The organism is Novosphingobium sp. ZW T3_23, from assembly GCF_044987305.1.
Lineage (GTDB): Bacteria > Pseudomonadota > Alphaproteobacteria > Sphingomonadales > Sphingomonadaceae > Novosphingobium.
Genome location: NZ_JBJDRF010000017.1, coordinates 22,713 through 35,529, shown reverse-complemented (window position 1 = coordinate 35,529; position 12,817 = coordinate 22,713). Strand labels below are relative to the sequence as shown.

13 protein-coding genes and 1 tRNA gene are annotated in these 12,817 nt (G+C 65.1%); 7 read left to right on the top strand and 7 right to left on the bottom strand.

The window, feature by feature from the left end:
• Positions 1-15: 15 nt before the first annotated feature.
• Entirely contained in the window at positions 16-1,947 is a 1,932-nt protein-coding gene (locus ACI3K3_RS11295; RefSeq protein ID WP_404913743.1) for an alpha-L-fucosidase, read from the top strand.
• A 515-nt stretch (positions 1,948-2,462) separates the two neighbouring features.
• Here the strand turns inward: ACI3K3_RS11295 and ACI3K3_RS11290 are convergent.
• A tRNA-Ser gene (locus tag ACI3K3_RS11290) sits at positions 2,463-2,554 on the bottom strand.
• Between the two features lie 333 nt (positions 2,555-2,887).
• Here ACI3K3_RS11290 and ACI3K3_RS11285 point away from each other — a divergent pair.
• Both ACI3K3_RS11285 and ACI3K3_RS11280 read left to right on the top strand, forming a co-directional pair.
• Positions 2,888-3,619 (top strand): DUF1134 domain-containing protein, encoded by a 732-nt coding sequence (locus tag ACI3K3_RS11285; protein WP_404913790.1) that lies wholly within the window; start codon positions 2,888-2,890, stop codon positions 3,617-3,619.
• Between the two features lie 204 nt (positions 3,620-3,823).
• On the top strand, positions 3,824-5,002 hold the full coding sequence (locus ACI3K3_RS11280) for an aromatic amino acid transaminase (protein ID WP_404913741.1): 1,179 nt from the start codon (positions 3,824-3,826) through the stop codon (positions 5,000-5,002).
• Between the two features lie 103 nt (positions 5,003-5,105).
• Here the strand turns inward: ACI3K3_RS11280 and ACI3K3_RS11275 are convergent, their stop codons facing one another.
• The 6 genes from ACI3K3_RS11275 to ACI3K3_RS11250 all read right to left on the bottom strand — a co-directional run bounded on the left by ACI3K3_RS11275 (position 5,106) and on the right by ACI3K3_RS11250 (position 9,158).
• The gene (locus tag ACI3K3_RS11275; protein ID WP_404913739.1) at positions 5,106-5,723 is read right to left on the bottom strand and encodes a riboflavin synthase; all 618 of its coding nucleotides are present in this window, start codon (positions 5,721-5,723) and stop codon (positions 5,106-5,108) included.
• Positions 5,724-5,725: 2 nt separating this feature from the next.
• Positions 5,726-6,712 (bottom strand): bifunctional diaminohydroxyphosphoribosylaminopyrimidine deaminase/5-amino-6-(5-phosphoribosylamino)uracil reductase RibD, encoded by a 987-nt coding sequence (gene ribD, locus ACI3K3_RS11270; RefSeq protein ID WP_404913789.1) that lies wholly within the window; start codon positions 6,710-6,712, stop codon positions 5,726-5,728.
• Positions 6,713-6,720: 8 nt separating this feature from the next.
• A complete protein-coding gene (locus ACI3K3_RS11265; protein ID WP_404913737.1) occupies positions 6,721-7,218 on the bottom strand; it encodes a hypothetical protein in 498 nt (165 codons plus the stop codon).
• Positions 7,219-7,302: 84 nt separating this feature from the next.
• Positions 7,303-8,028 (bottom strand): M48 family metallopeptidase, encoded by a 726-nt coding sequence (locus ACI3K3_RS11260; RefSeq protein WP_404913735.1) that lies wholly within the window; start codon positions 8,026-8,028, stop codon positions 7,303-7,305.
• Between the two features lie 3 nt (positions 8,029-8,031).
• Positions 8,032-8,562, bottom strand: coding sequence for a YcgN family cysteine cluster protein (locus tag ACI3K3_RS11255; protein ID WP_404913733.1), 531 nt, complete (start codon positions 8,560-8,562; stop codon positions 8,032-8,034).
• Positions 8,559-9,158 (bottom strand): SCO family protein, encoded by a 600-nt coding sequence (locus ACI3K3_RS11250; protein WP_404913731.1) that lies wholly within the window; start codon positions 9,156-9,158, stop codon positions 8,559-8,561. Before ACI3K3_RS11250 ends, ACI3K3_RS11255 begins: the two co-directional genes overlap by 4 nt.
• A gap of 203 nt (positions 9,159-9,361) precedes the next feature.
• Here ACI3K3_RS11250 and ACI3K3_RS11245 point away from each other — a divergent pair, with 203 nt between their 5' ends.
• The 4 genes from ACI3K3_RS11245 to ACI3K3_RS11230 all read left to right on the top strand — a co-directional run bounded on the left by ACI3K3_RS11245 (position 9,362) and on the right by ACI3K3_RS11230 (position 12,803).
• Positions 9,362-9,919 carry an ankyrin repeat domain-containing protein gene (locus tag ACI3K3_RS11245; protein WP_404913729.1) on the top strand — a complete coding sequence of 186 codons (558 nt, stop codon included), beginning with the start codon at positions 9,362-9,364 and terminating at the stop codon, positions 9,917-9,919.
• 8 nt (positions 9,920-9,927) lie between these two features.
• Positions 9,928-10,581, top strand: a complete 654-nt coding sequence (locus tag ACI3K3_RS11240; RefSeq protein ID WP_404913727.1) for a COQ9 family protein — start codon at positions 9,928-9,930, stop codon at positions 10,579-10,581.
• A gap of 141 nt (positions 10,582-10,722) precedes the next feature.
• The gene (locus ACI3K3_RS11235) at positions 10,723-10,962 is read left to right on the top strand and encodes a ferrous iron transport protein A (protein WP_404913725.1); all 240 of its coding nucleotides are present in this window, start codon (positions 10,723-10,725) and stop codon (positions 10,960-10,962) included.
• Positions 10,959-12,803 (top strand): ferrous iron transporter B, encoded by a 1,845-nt coding sequence (locus ACI3K3_RS11230; RefSeq protein ID WP_404913723.1) that lies wholly within the window; start codon positions 10,959-10,961, stop codon positions 12,801-12,803. Before ACI3K3_RS11235 ends, ACI3K3_RS11230 begins: the two co-directional genes overlap by 4 nt.
• Positions 12,804-12,817: the final 14 nt, after the last annotated feature.

Sequence of the window (12,817 nt, the reverse complement as noted above, 5' to 3'; positions counted from 1 at the left end):
TTCAAGGACTGAACGATGGACTTCTCCCGCCGCCGTTTCCTCGCCGCTTCCGCCGTTGCCTCTGCTGCGCTGGGCGCCGATACCGCGCAGGCCGCGCGCCGCGCCGCCAGTGAAGCGGCCGCACCCCAGCCCTCGGGCGCCGTCCCGTCGGCGCGGCAGTGGAATTGGCACGCCCACGAAATGTACGCCTTCGTGCACTTCGCCATGAACACCTTCACCGACAAGGAATGGGGCTACGGCGACGAAGACCCGAAGTGGTTCGACCCGACCGACTTCGACGCCGACCAGATCGTCGTGGCGGCCAAAGTCGCAGGTATGCGCGGCGTTATCCTGACCGCCAAGCACCACGACGGCTTCTGTCTCTGGCAGACCCAGCTTACCGAGCACTCGATCCGCAACAGCCCTTACAAGCAGGGCAAGGGCGATATCGTCGCGGAAATGTCGGAAGCCTGCCGCAAGGCCGACATGCTGTTCGGTCTCTACCTCTCGCCCTGGGACCGCAATCATGCCGAGTACGGCCGCCCGGCCTATATCGACTACTACCGCAAGCAGCTGACCGAACTCTGCACCCGCTACGGAAAGCTGTTCGAGGTCTGGTTCGACGGCGCCAATGGCGGCGACGGCTATTACGGCGGCGCCCGCGAGGCGCGCAAGATCGATGCGCCGAAGTATTACAACTGGCCCTCGATCGTGAAGCTGGTCCACGAACTCCAGCCCGACGCCTGCACCTTCGACCCGCTCGGCGCCGACGTGCGCTGGGTCGGCAACGAGGACGGCGTCGCGGGCGATCCCTGCTGGCCGACGATGCCGAACGTGCCGTACGAGCAGGCCGTGGGCAACTCCGGTCTGCGCGGCGGCGAAATCTGGTGGCCGGCGGAAACCGACGTCTCGATCCGGCCGGGCTGGTTCTACCACGCGGACGAAGACTCCAAGGTCAAGAGCCCGGCACGCCTGATCCGCCTCTACGACGAATCCGTGGGTCGGGGCACCAACCTCAACCTGAACCTCCCGCCCGACCGCCGGGGCCGGATCGCGGATCAGGACGTTAAGATCCTCAAGTCTTTCGGCGATGCGATCCGCGCGACGTTCGCGAAGGATCTTGCGCAGAGCAGCGTCGCCCATGCCAGCGTATCGCGGGGAGGGCGCTTCGCACCGGCCAATGTGCTGGACGGACGGCGCGAAACCTACTGGTCCACACCCGACACCGTGCTCACTCCCACGCTGACACTGGACCTTGCGCCGGGCTCGCGCTTCGACGTGGTTCGCCTGCGTGAGTATCTACCTTTAGGTATTCGCGTGAGCCGCTTCGCGATCGAGGCCGAAATCGACGGACTGTGGCAGCGTCTTGCCGAGAAGGAATGCATCGGCGCCCAGCGCATCGTCCGCCTGCCGCAGCCGATCACGCCGCGCCGCGTTCGGCTGGTCGTGCTTGAAGGCAGCGCGGCACCGGCAATTTCTGAATTCGCGCTTTTCGCCAGCGTCGACCCAGTAGATGTGCCGGCGATCGTCTCCACCGATCCCACCGTGCTCGACACCACGAAATGGGTGATCGTCACAGCCAGCGCGCCGCGTGCGGAGCGCCTGCTTGATAACGACGCGGCAACCATCTGGAAGCAACCTGCTCCCAAGCCGGGCAATCCTGCGAGCGTGACGGTGGATCTCGGGAGCCGCACGTCTCTGGCAGGATTTACGCTGACACCATCGCGGCAAGTCATGGCGGATGCCGCTCCGCCCAAGGGCTACATTGCCGAGACCAGCATGGACGGCAAGACCTGGACGCGCGCCGCCACGGGCGAGTTCGGCAACATCGCCTACGCTCTGGCCACCCAGCGGATCGCTTTCCCGAACGTGCTGGAAGCACGGTACCTGCGCCTCACTTTTGCGGAAACGGCTCTCGTCGCGGGTAATCTGGCCGTGGCGGGTATAGGCGGTTTCATAGCACGTTGAATGGAATTGCTCAGGGCTGGTTCGAGCGTGCGTTCTCACGCCCGGACCGACTGTAGGTTCTTCAGAGGTTCGGTTCGGGAGACATTCCACCTGAGCGGCTCGGTGAGGCGTGCGGGGTGTCCCTCGATCCGTTCGTCATGGCGCCGACTGGCTCGAAGCGGTCGCGCGATCAGCGAGCACCCCCCGTCATTTCCTAACCGGGGGCGCCGCATTGCGGTGCAACCGCTTTCAGGTGGACAACTCTGTCCACGTAGCAGGACCGTTTTTTTACAGTTAAAGAGACGACCGGATCCCGCTTGCGGGAGCGAGATAAAGGTTCACCGAAAGTTTGCCACTCAGTGCATCCGACGTAATGCCTGCGCCGGCCTCGTGAATATCCAAAATTTCTAGGAATATTTCTACCCGAGGTCCACGATAGTCCATGAAAACCACTCCAAGCGAAGCGTCTATCATGGTCCCTATCGTGGGCCCGGGCTGAAACTTAAGCCTACAAGCCGCAGAAAACTGCAAGCCCGTGGCGGAGACGGAGGGATTCGAACCCTCGGTACCCCCTTAAGAGTACGACGGTTTAGCAAACCGCTGGTTTCAGCCACTCACCCACGTCTCCGCATGCGGCCTAGGAGGCGCCGTATAACGGGGGTGGGGTGGCTCGGCAAGAGGGCGCGGAGCAGTTTTTCGCACCTGTGGAAATGTTTGCGGAACGCGCGGTTTTGCGGGGTTCGGCCTGCCGCAAACCCGACTCGCCCTGTCGACCGTTCATTGCGGGGTCAGGCGCTCTGGATTCTTTAGTGACATGACGCATTGTGCGCCTAGAGCGTAACTGCATTACGAAAATTCGGGATCGCCATTGGAGGGCCACCAGATGTCATTCACCATGCAAATCGCCGCCAGGGGGGCGCCGGTTGGCTTGTCGCGGAAGATCGGCACCGCCGTGGCGGCGATGTTCGTTATGTTCGCGCCGATCGCCCCGGCCATGGCGCAAGTCACCACCGTCGATCCCGACGCGGCGATCGACAGCGATCTCAATTCCGGCTCTGCGGGAACGACTTACGCACCGCCTGCCGAATCCCAGCCTCCGGTCGATGCGGCCCCCGGCTACCCCGGCAACGGAACGCCCGTGGAAAACGGTTCCGAGTATCGGTCCGAGACCTCTCCAGCGGCGCCGACAGACTTGCCGGCCGACAATTCGACCACCTACCGTCAGGACGACCTGATCGGTGCCGCCGAGGGTGTTTTCGGCAAGGGCGCGAAGGGTCTTGCCGGAGTGATCGAAGACCTGCTGAAAAAGCAGGGTGAGCCCAATGGCTACATCATCGGCCGCGAAGGCGGCGGCGCCATCGCCGTCGGGCTGCGATATGGTTCGGGCACTCTCTATCATAAAGTTGAAGGCCAGCAGCCGGTCTACTGGACCGGGCCGTCGATCGGCTTCGACGCCGGCGCCAATGCCGGCAACGCCTTCGTGCTGGTCTACAACCTCTACGATACCGAAGACCTCTATCATCGATTCGGCGCGGGCGAAGGGCAGGCCTATCTGGTCGGCGGGTTCACCGTCAGCTATCTTCGCCGCGGCAATGTAGTGCTGATCCCCGTCCGCGCGGGCGCGGGCCTGCGACTGGGCGCCAACATCGGCTACATGAAGTTCACGCACAAGCAGAGCTGGATGCCCTTCTGAGGTAACGCTTCGCGTGTTTAAAAGGAGCCTGCGCCGTACTTGACGGCGCGGGCTCCTTTCCGTGTAACCATCGCCGTTTTCGAAGAAAATTTCACCTTTCTCGCGCCATGATGGCGATTGCCGCGATTTTTTTGCCGTTCTCGGCAATTCTCGGTTGATCGGGCATTGCGTGGTTTCTCTGCCCGGTCTAATGCCCCGCGCGCCATGCTTACGAACCTTCAGCAACAGCCCGCCGACGCGCTTCTCGCGCTCATCAAGCTCCACAACGCGGATCCGCGCGCAGACAAAATCGACCTCGGGGTCGGCGTCTATCGTACGGGTGACGGCGATACGCCGGTCTTCCGCTCGATCAAGGCGGCGGAAGCGAAGCTCGTCGCCGAGCAGGATTCGAAAGCCTACCTCGGCCCCGAAGGCGACATGGGCTTCGTGGAAGCGCTCATGCCCTATATCTTCGGCAAGGACACCGCCGACATGGGCGGTCGCATCGAAGGCATGCAGACCCCCGGCGGCACCGGCTCGCTGCGTCTGGCGCTCGCCATGGTGAAGCGCGCGGGCTACAACCGCATCATCGTCGGCACGCCCAGCTGGCCCAACCATGCCCAGATCTGTGCCGACCTCGACCTTGACGTGGTGGAGTTCAACCATGCGCTGCCTTCGGGCCAGACCGACATGGACGCCCTGCGCGCGGCGCTTGCCGATGCCCGTGAAGGCGACGCCATCCTGCTGCACGGCTGCTGCCACAACCCGACGGGTATCGATTACACCAACGAGCAGTGGGACGAGATCGCCCAGCTCATCGCAGACGCCAAGATCCTGCCGATCCTCGACCTGGCCTACCAGGGCCTGGGCATGGGCATGGAACAAGACGCCTACGGCCTGCGCCGCGTATTGGTGGCCGTGCCGGAAGCGCTGATCTGCTATTCCTGCGACAAGAACTTCGGGCTCTATCGCGATCGCGTGGGCGCCCTTTACGCCATGGTGGCAGACCCGGCCGATCTGGCCAAGGTCATGTCGAACGGGCACAACCTTGCGCGCGCCAACTGGTCGCAGCCGCCAGATCATGGCGGCGCTGCCGTTCGCCTGATCCTTGAGGACGAAGCACTCACGGCGCAGTGGCTCGCCGAACTTGACGAGATGCGTAAGCGCATGCGGCAGGTTCGCGCGCGGCTTGCCGCTGCCGGCACTGCCGGTTCGGTGGACATGACCCCGATGGGCGGCCAGAACGGCCTGTTCTCGATCGTACCATTGAGCAAGGACCAGGTTCTGTCGATGCGCGAAAAGCACGGCATCTACATGGCCGGTTCGGGACGCATCAACGTCGCGGGCCTGACCATGGGCAATATCGACAAGTTCGTCGCCGCCGTCGCGGACGTCACGGCCTGACAGAATTTCGGGCCGGTCCCTTCGGGGATCGGCCCGTTTCGCGTTTCATGAACAAGACGCCGGCCTCGCGGAATTCACCCGCGACGCCGGCGTTTTTCGCGCCTCAGCCGCGCAGCGACTGCATGCGCTGGAGGTAGCGCGCCAGAACATCGATTTCCAGGTTCACGCCGTCACCCGCCGAGAGTACGCCGATGGTGGTCACTTCCGAGGTGTGTGGGATGATGTTCAGCGTGAAATGGCAGCTTCCATCCGCCTGATCCGAGACTTCGTTGACCGTCAGCGATACGCCGTCCACCGTGATCGAACCCTTGGGTGCGAGATAGGGCGCGAGTTCCTTCGGTGCCGCGATCACGAAACGCTTCGAATCGCCTTCCGGCGTGACGCTGACGACGGTGCCCACGCCGTCGACATGGCCGGTAACGATATGGCCGCCCAGCTCGTCACCCAGCTTCAAAGCGGGTTCGAGATTGAGGCTGGTGCCTTCGGCCCAGCGGCCCTCGACCGTACGCGATACGGATTCGGCCGAAATATCGACCGCGAACCAGGCGTCTCCCGCCACGCCGCCCTTGTCCACCACCGTCAGGCAGACGCCCGAGCAGGCGATCGAAGCGCCCATGGCGATGCCGGCAGGGTCGAAGGGGCAGGTGATGACCGCGCGCAAGTCGCCGGTCTGGCGGGCTTCGCGGATCTGGCCGATGGCGGTGACGATTCCGGTGAACATGCTTACCTTTCGAGCGGTTGCTCAGATACGTTTGCGGCCTCGTAGACTTCGAGCGTGTCGATGCCAAGCTGCCGCCGTTCGGCCAGGTGCCAGTGGCCATGGGCCTGGGACAGGCCGGGCAGGCCGAAGTCGGAAAGAGCGGGGCGGCCGCCAAGCAGGATCGGCGCGCGGTAGATCAGCAGCCGATCGACCAGCCCGGCCCGCAGGAAGGCCGTAGCGGCGCCGGCACCGCCCTCGACGAACAGGTACTGGATGCCGTCCAGACCGGCGATTGCCGCTGGTGATGCGACGGCTTGCCAACCTTGCGGTGCATCGCCTCGAGTCAGGACGAAGCGCTGCGGGCTGCGCCTTTCCAGCCCCGGAAGGCGCACGTCCAGACGCGGGGCGTCCGCGCGCAGGGTGCCGCCACCCACGAGTATGCCATCGGAAATGGCGCGCATGGCATGCGTGTGTGCACGGGCCTCGGGCCCGGTGATCCACTGGCTTTCGCCGCTGGCGAGGGCGATGCAGCCATCGAGGGAGAGCGCCAGCTTGAGCGTGACTTCCGGGCGGCCCAGGCGCCGGGAGACGAGGTAGCCGGACAGGCTTCGCTCGCAAGCGGCGGACCGGAGGTGGATCGCCTCGATTCCAGCGGCCAGGATGCGCGACAGACCTTCGCCCGAGGTGCGCGGATCGGGGTCCATGCAGCCGATCACCACCCGCGCCACGCCGGAGGCACAGACAAGGTCTGCACAGGCCGGGCCGCTTGCGGACTTGTGCGCGCAGGGTTCCAGCGTGACATAGAGCGTGGCGCCGCGTGCCGCCTCTCCAGCAGCGGCAAGCGCCACGGCTTCGGCGTGCGGGCGCCCGCCCGGCTGCGTCCAGCCCCGCGCAACGACCTTTCCGGCCTTTACCAGGATCGCGCCGACCCCCGGATTGGGGCGGCTGTCCGGCCGCGCCCGCGCCGCCAGCGCGGCAGCGGCGGCAAGCCAGCGAGCGTCGTCCTTCACTAGAGCGGTCACTCGGCCGTGCCGGTGGGAACCTGGTCGATCTGCGGCAGGGTGCGGCCTTCGGGCAGGCGCGGCTTGCCGATGCGCTCCATCTCGGCCTTCTTGCGCGCGGCTTCCTCGACCTCGGCGTCGCGGGCGATCTTGTCCACGTCCATCCCGGAATAGCGGCCGATGGTTTTGTAGATGTCGCGCACTTCCTTGTCGCGCTTGGCCTGTTCGGCGGCCCAGGCTTCCTTGCGCTTCTGGTTCTCGATATTGGAGGCCAGAATCTGCTCTTCGGTGCGATGGGCCGGGAGCACGGAAATGTAGACCACCTTGGGCGGCGGATGCGGTCCGCGTGCTTCCTGGGTGGACATCAGGTAGAAAACCGAGAAAGTGCACGCGGCGGAAACGGCGGCGATGCGCCAGCGGTTGTTGCCCGCCTGCTTCCACACCTCGCGGAAATCCGCGATCATGCCGACGGGATTGACGTCTTTCCAGTATCCGGAACGCTTGAACAGGGCCATGCCGGGCTATGTAGTGGTTTCCGGGCGGTTTGGAAATGCGCGCCGCGCATTTTGCGGCGTGGTCCCAGGCAGCGAACCTGCGAACTACCCGAAGGGCAGGTAGAGCGACCGACCGTTTTCCTTCAGCCAGCGATTGGCCGAGGGCACGCTGCCTTCGAATATCTGCCCCAGAAAATCATGAAATGCCGGCGAATGATCGAAATGTACGAGGTGCGCCACTTCGTGCGCTACGACGGAGCGTCGCACTGGATCCGGCGCCATGATCAAGCGCCAGTTGATCCTTATCGAGCCATCGGCCGCGCAACTGCCCCACCGCCGCCGGGCGCTGGACAGCGCGAGCGGCGGGGTAGGCTGTCCGGCGCGAGTGCAATATTCGGCCAGATCGTCGGTAAGCGCGCCGCGTGCCTCCGTTTCCAGCCAGCGCTTCAGCCGCGATGCCAGGGAACTCTCCGGGCCGCCGACCAGCAGCGCCCCATCGTCCGGCACAGGGCGGCGGGGCAGGGCCGGGTCGTGACGGACCACGAAGCGATGCCCCCGGAAGTCCAGCGTAGCCCCGTCGCCCAGCGGGGTCGCCTGCGGCAGGGCCTCTATCTGGATCGCCAACCAGGACTGCTTCGAGCGCGCGAATTCCAGCGCATCGTCGGTGCGGGTCCAGCGCGGGATCGAAATCCGGATTTCGCTGCCGTCCGGCGCGAGGCGCATCGTCATGCGCCGGGCCTGGGGCAACCTGCGTATGACCACCGGCACCTGCCGCCCGGCAATTTCCAGCATCGGGTCTTCACGGGGATCGCGGCGCAGCCAGTCCAGCACGGGCTATTCGGTCTCCCAGGGGGCGGGGCCTTCGGGTTCGAGACAGTCCTCGTCGTCCTCGCCATAGGGCCAGACGATGTGGTTCTCCAACGGTCCCGCCACCGTTTCGCTGATGACCTTGCCCGCCACCGAGATGCCGGCCTTGTGCACGGCCTCGCGATCGCCGCAGACCAGGTAATGCCATTCCGGCAGCGGCTCGCCGTCGGCGCGCAGGCGATAGGCGCAGCTTGGTGGCAGCCACGAAAGGTTCCCCGCCGACTTCGGGGTGAGTTTCATGCAGTCCGGCACGAACTTGTGGCGGCGCGGATAGTCGCTGCATTGCGCGGTCTTGAGGTTGAGCAGCTTGCAGGCGACGTTGGTGTGATAGATTTCGCCGGTGTCGGCGTCCTCCACCTTGTGCAGACAGCACTGCCCACACCCGTCGCAAAGCGCTTCCCATTCCCCCCGGTCGAGCGTCTCGATCGGACGCTCCCAGAAAGGCTTTTCGCCGGCAGGCCGACCGGAAGACGGGCCGGAAGAGGCGTGCGCGGTCACTTCACCCACTTCGCCAGTTCGGCGGCGACCGCCTGCGGCCCCTTGTCCACGGGCAGCATGGCGATCGGCTTGCCGTCCGGGTCCATGAGATAGGCGATGCGGCTGTGGTCCATGAGGTAGCCGCCCGGTGTCGGCTCACCCTTCTTGTAGTAGACCGCGAAGGCTGCCGCCGCCTGCTTGACCTGCGCGGGGGAGCCGGTGAGGCCGTAGAGCTGCGGGCCGAACGCCGCGGTCCATTGGCCCACGATTTCGCGATCGTCCCGCTCGGGGTCGATCGTGATGAAGATCGGCTGCACTTTGGCCGCCCGTGCCGGTTCCGCCTTCTCGAACTGCGTGAAGCCGCGCATCATCGCCTTTACGTCCATCGGGCAGGCGTCCGGACAGAAGGTGTAGCCGAAGTAGACGATCCGCCACTTGCCCTTGAAGCTGTCCCAGGTGACGGCCTTGCCATCCTTGTCGCTCAGAGTGAAGGGGCCGCCGATCTGTGCGCCTTCCAGCGGCGGCGCTTCGGCCGCGTTCTGCTGGCAGGCAGCGAGCGTTCCGCCCAGCGAAAGGGCGAAGGCGATAAGGGCGATACGGCGAAACAGGTATGTCATGGCGCCGCGCTTCATGCTCTGCTAGAGCCTCCGGTGCAAGGGTGCGATGCCGGAAGGGAAGGGCCGGTCGTCACGGGCATCCTGTCTGTCTGGAGGTAATGAAGGTGTCGAAGACCATGTCCGGGAACGTTTCGCCAAGCTCGCGCGGAATCCTGAAAATGGGCCCTGTCCGGATGGCCTTGGCCGCGCTTGCGGCGGGTCTGATGTTCGCTTCCCCGGCTCACGCCGATTTCTCCGATGGCTACAAGTTCCTGGAATCGGTCAAGAAGAAGGAAGGGGAGAAGGTCGAGCAGGCGCTCATGGACAATGGCCAGATCGTCAACGCCAAGGATGTGACCACGGGCGAGACGGCGCTGCTGATCGTCACCAATCGCCGCGACCTTACCTGGTTGAGCTATCTCATCGGCAAGGGCGCCAACGTCAATGCTGCCGACGATCGTGGACGCACGCCCCTTTCCGTCGCGGTCAGCCTCGGCTGGCGGGACGGCGTTTCGCTGCTGCTCGACCACAAGGCGAATCCCAGCACTTCCAACGATGCCGGCGAAACGCCGCTGATCTTCGCGGTTCACCGCAAGGATACCGACATGGTCAAGGCGCTGCTGGAAGCGGGCGCGGATCCCAGCAGGTCGGACAATTCAGGCCGCAGCGCCCGCGACTATGCCGCGCAGGAAGCACGCGGCAGCACGGTTGCCAGCCTGCTCGAGGAATATGCGAAGAAGAATTCGGGCAAGGGCAAGGCCGTCTACGGCCCGACGTTCTGAGACGGATGATGGAACAGGCAGAAACCCTGGAGGCGCTGCGCCGCCAACTCGCACCCGCCATCGCCGATGCGGCCGTCTTCGACGGCTGGACGATGGATGCGGTGCGGCAGGCCGCGGAAATGGCCGGTATCGACAAGAATCTCGCGGAATTTGCTTTCCGGGATGGCCAGATGGCGATGATCTCGGCCTGGGTGAGCCATGTCGATCAGGAAATGGAGCGCACCACTCCCGCGTCCTCGCTCAAGGGCGTGTCGATCCGCGAGCGCATCCGCCGCCTGGTGATGGCGCGGCTGGATGCCGTGGCGGGCCGCGAGGAAGCGTTGAACCGGGCGCTCACCATCATGGCCATGCCGCAAAACCTGCGCACTTCGTTGCGCCTTGGCTGGCGCAGCGCCGACGCCATGTGGCGGCTCGCCGGTGATACGGCCACCGATTACAACCACTATACCAAGCGCACGATCCTGGGCAGCATCTACGCCGCGACCTTGCGGGTCTTCGTGTCCGACAAGAGCGAGGACAAGGCCGAAACCCGGGCTTTCCTCGATCGGCGGATCGAAGGGATCATTCGGTTCGAAAAGACCAAGGCGCAGTTCCTGCGTGCGCCGGAGGAACGGATCAGCCTCGTGCGGCTGCTGGGGCGGCTGCGTTATCCGGCGCGGTAGCCCTGAGCGGTCGGTAAGGATAGGGACGCCCGGCTCAAAAATGCGTGAGCCGGGCCGTCTTTTCAGCGGCCTTTTTGCAGATGTTTTGTTAGTTATTGCGAACAAGTTGCAATCGATCCGCCGATCTGGCAGCGGAGCGACATGACTCTCGATCTTCTCCCTATCGACCAGCGCGCTCGAATCGTCGCAGTGGACTGGACTGCACTCGTCCCCGAAGAAGCCCGTCGCCTTCGCGCACTCGGTCTTGAGGAAGGCGCGACCGTTTCGATCGCTCATCGGGGTGTCGCAGGGGGGCGGGATCCCATTGCGATCGCCATCGGCCGCATGACGATCGCGGTGCGCCGCGCCCATGCCCTGGCCATGGAGGTTTCGCCGCTATGAGCCGCCAACGCAAGATCGCCCTCGTCGGCAACCCCAATGCGGGCAAGAGCGCGCTGTTCAATGCGCTGACCGGCGCGCGCCAGAAGATCGCCAATTATCCCGGCGTCACCGTGGAGCGCAAGTCCGGCCGCATGGTCCTGCCGACCGGCGAACCGGTGGAGATGACCGACCTTCCCGGCGCTTACGGCCTGGATGCGACCAGCCCCGACGAGGAAGTGACCTCGAAGGTCATCGCCGGCAAGTTCGCCGGAGAGGCGGAACCCGACGTTCTCGTCATCGTGCTGGATGCTTCAAACCTCGAACAGCACCTGGTCTTCGCGCAGGAACTGCTGGCGCTGGGCAAGCCCTCGGTTGTGGCGCTCAACATGGTGGACCTTGCCGAGCGGGACGGACTGGTGCTGGACGCCGCCGTTCTGGAGGAAGAACTGGGCGTAAAGGTGGTGCCGACCGTCGCCGTGCGCCGCCGGGGCCTTGCCGAACTGGGCGAGGCTATCGCTTCCGCGCAGAGCCGCCATGCCGGGCCGGGCCTCACCGACCTTGGGCCGACCGAGCGCCGCGTTGCCGCCCATGCCATGGCCAATGCCGCGATTCTCTCGGAATCGAAGCAGCACCGCCTCCATGCGCGGCTCGACCAGATCCTGCTCAACCCCTGGCTGGGACCGATCATCCTCTTCGCATTCCTCTTCGTCGTGTTCCAGGCGGTTTTCGCCTGGGCCGCGCCGCTGATGGACGGGCTCGATGCGGGCGCGGGCTGGCTGCACGATACGGTCAAGGCCGCAATGCCGCCGGGCCTGGTGCGCGACCTGCTGACAGACGGCGTGATCTCCGGCGTCGGCTCGGTGGTGGTCTTCCTGCCGCAGATCGTTATCCTCTTCGCCTTTATCTTGGCGATGGAAGCCTCCGGCTACATGGCCCGCGCCGCGTTCCTGATGGATCGACTGATGGCCTATGTCGGGCTGTCGGGGCGCAGCTTCATCCCGCTGCTGTCCAGCTTCGCCTGTGCCATTCCCGGCATCATGGCGACCCGCTCGATCACCGACCCCAAGGACCGCCTGACGACGATCCTGATCGCCCCGCTGATGACATGTTCGGCGCGGCTGCCGGTCTATGCGGTGATCATCGGCGCCTTCATTCCGAACACCAACCTAGGCTGGGGCATCGGGCTCCAGGGCGTCGTGCTGTTCGGCCTCTATGTCGCCGGTATAGTCGGGGCCATGGTCGTGGCGCTGCTGCTGCGCAGTTCCGTGACCAAGGGCGCGGCTTCGGGCTTCATCATGGAAATGCCGAAGTACCAGATGCCCCGGCTGAAGGACATGGCGATCGGCCTGTGGCAGCGCGCCTGGATCTTCCTGCGCCGGGCAGGCACGATCATCTTCACCGTCACGGTGGTGCTCTGGGTACTGCTGAATTTCCCGCAGGCCAAGCCGGGTGAAAGCCAGGTGGATGCCTCGATCGCGGGCAAGCTGGCGAACGGCCTGGCCGTGGTCGTGGAGCCCATCGGCTTCAACCGCGACATGGCACTGGCGCTGATCCCGGCCATGGCCGCGCGCGAAGTGGCGGTCTCCTCGTTGGCGACGACATATGCCGTCGACGCGGGCGACGACGAGGATGCCCAGGCGATGGAACTGGGCGAGCGCCTCAAGGGCCGCTGGACCCTGCCGATGGCGCTGGCGTTCCTCGCCTGGTTCGTCTTCGCACCGCAGTGCATGTCGACGATCGCCGTGACCCGGCGCGAAACCAACGGCTGGAAATGGCCGGTGTTCATGCTGGTCTACCTCTTCGCCATGGCCTACGTGGCGGCGGGCGTGACTTACTGGATAGCGATAAGCGCCGGGCTGTAGACCTCAGGCCCGCA

Bases quoted from the DNA above. Each gene is read 5' to 3' on its own strand.
- ACI3K3_RS11295 (WP_404913743.1), top strand. From the start codon at position 16: ATGGACTTCTCCCGCCGCCGTTTCCTCGCCGCTTCCGCCGTTGCCTCT.
- ACI3K3_RS11285 (WP_404913790.1), top strand. From the start codon at position 2,888: ATGTTCGTTATGTTCGCGCCGATCGCCCCGGCCATGGCGCAAGTCACC.
- ACI3K3_RS11280 (WP_404913741.1), top strand. From the start codon at position 3,824: ATGCTTACGAACCTTCAGCAACAGCCCGCCGACGCGCTTCTCGCGCTC.
- ACI3K3_RS11275 (WP_404913739.1), bottom strand. From the start codon at position 5,723: ATGTTCACCGGAATCGTCACCGCCATCGGCCAGATCCGCGAAGCCCGC.
- ACI3K3_RS11265 (WP_404913737.1), bottom strand. From the start codon at position 7,218: ATGGCCCTGTTCAAGCGTTCCGGATACTGGAAAGACGTCAATCCCGTC.
- ACI3K3_RS11250 (WP_404913731.1), bottom strand. From the start codon at position 9,158: ATGACATACCTGTTTCGCCGTATCGCCCTTATCGCCTTCGCCCTTTCG.
- ACI3K3_RS11245 (WP_404913729.1), top strand. From the start codon at position 9,362: ATGTTCGCTTCCCCGGCTCACGCCGATTTCTCCGATGGCTACAAGTTC.
- ACI3K3_RS11240 (WP_404913727.1), top strand. From the start codon at position 9,928: ATGGAACAGGCAGAAACCCTGGAGGCGCTGCGCCGCCAACTCGCACCC.
- ACI3K3_RS11235 (WP_404913725.1), top strand. From the start codon at position 10,723: ATGACTCTCGATCTTCTCCCTATCGACCAGCGCGCTCGAATCGTCGCA.
- ACI3K3_RS11230 (WP_404913723.1), top strand. From the start codon at position 10,959: ATGAGCCGCCAACGCAAGATCGCCCTCGTCGGCAACCCCAATGCGGGC.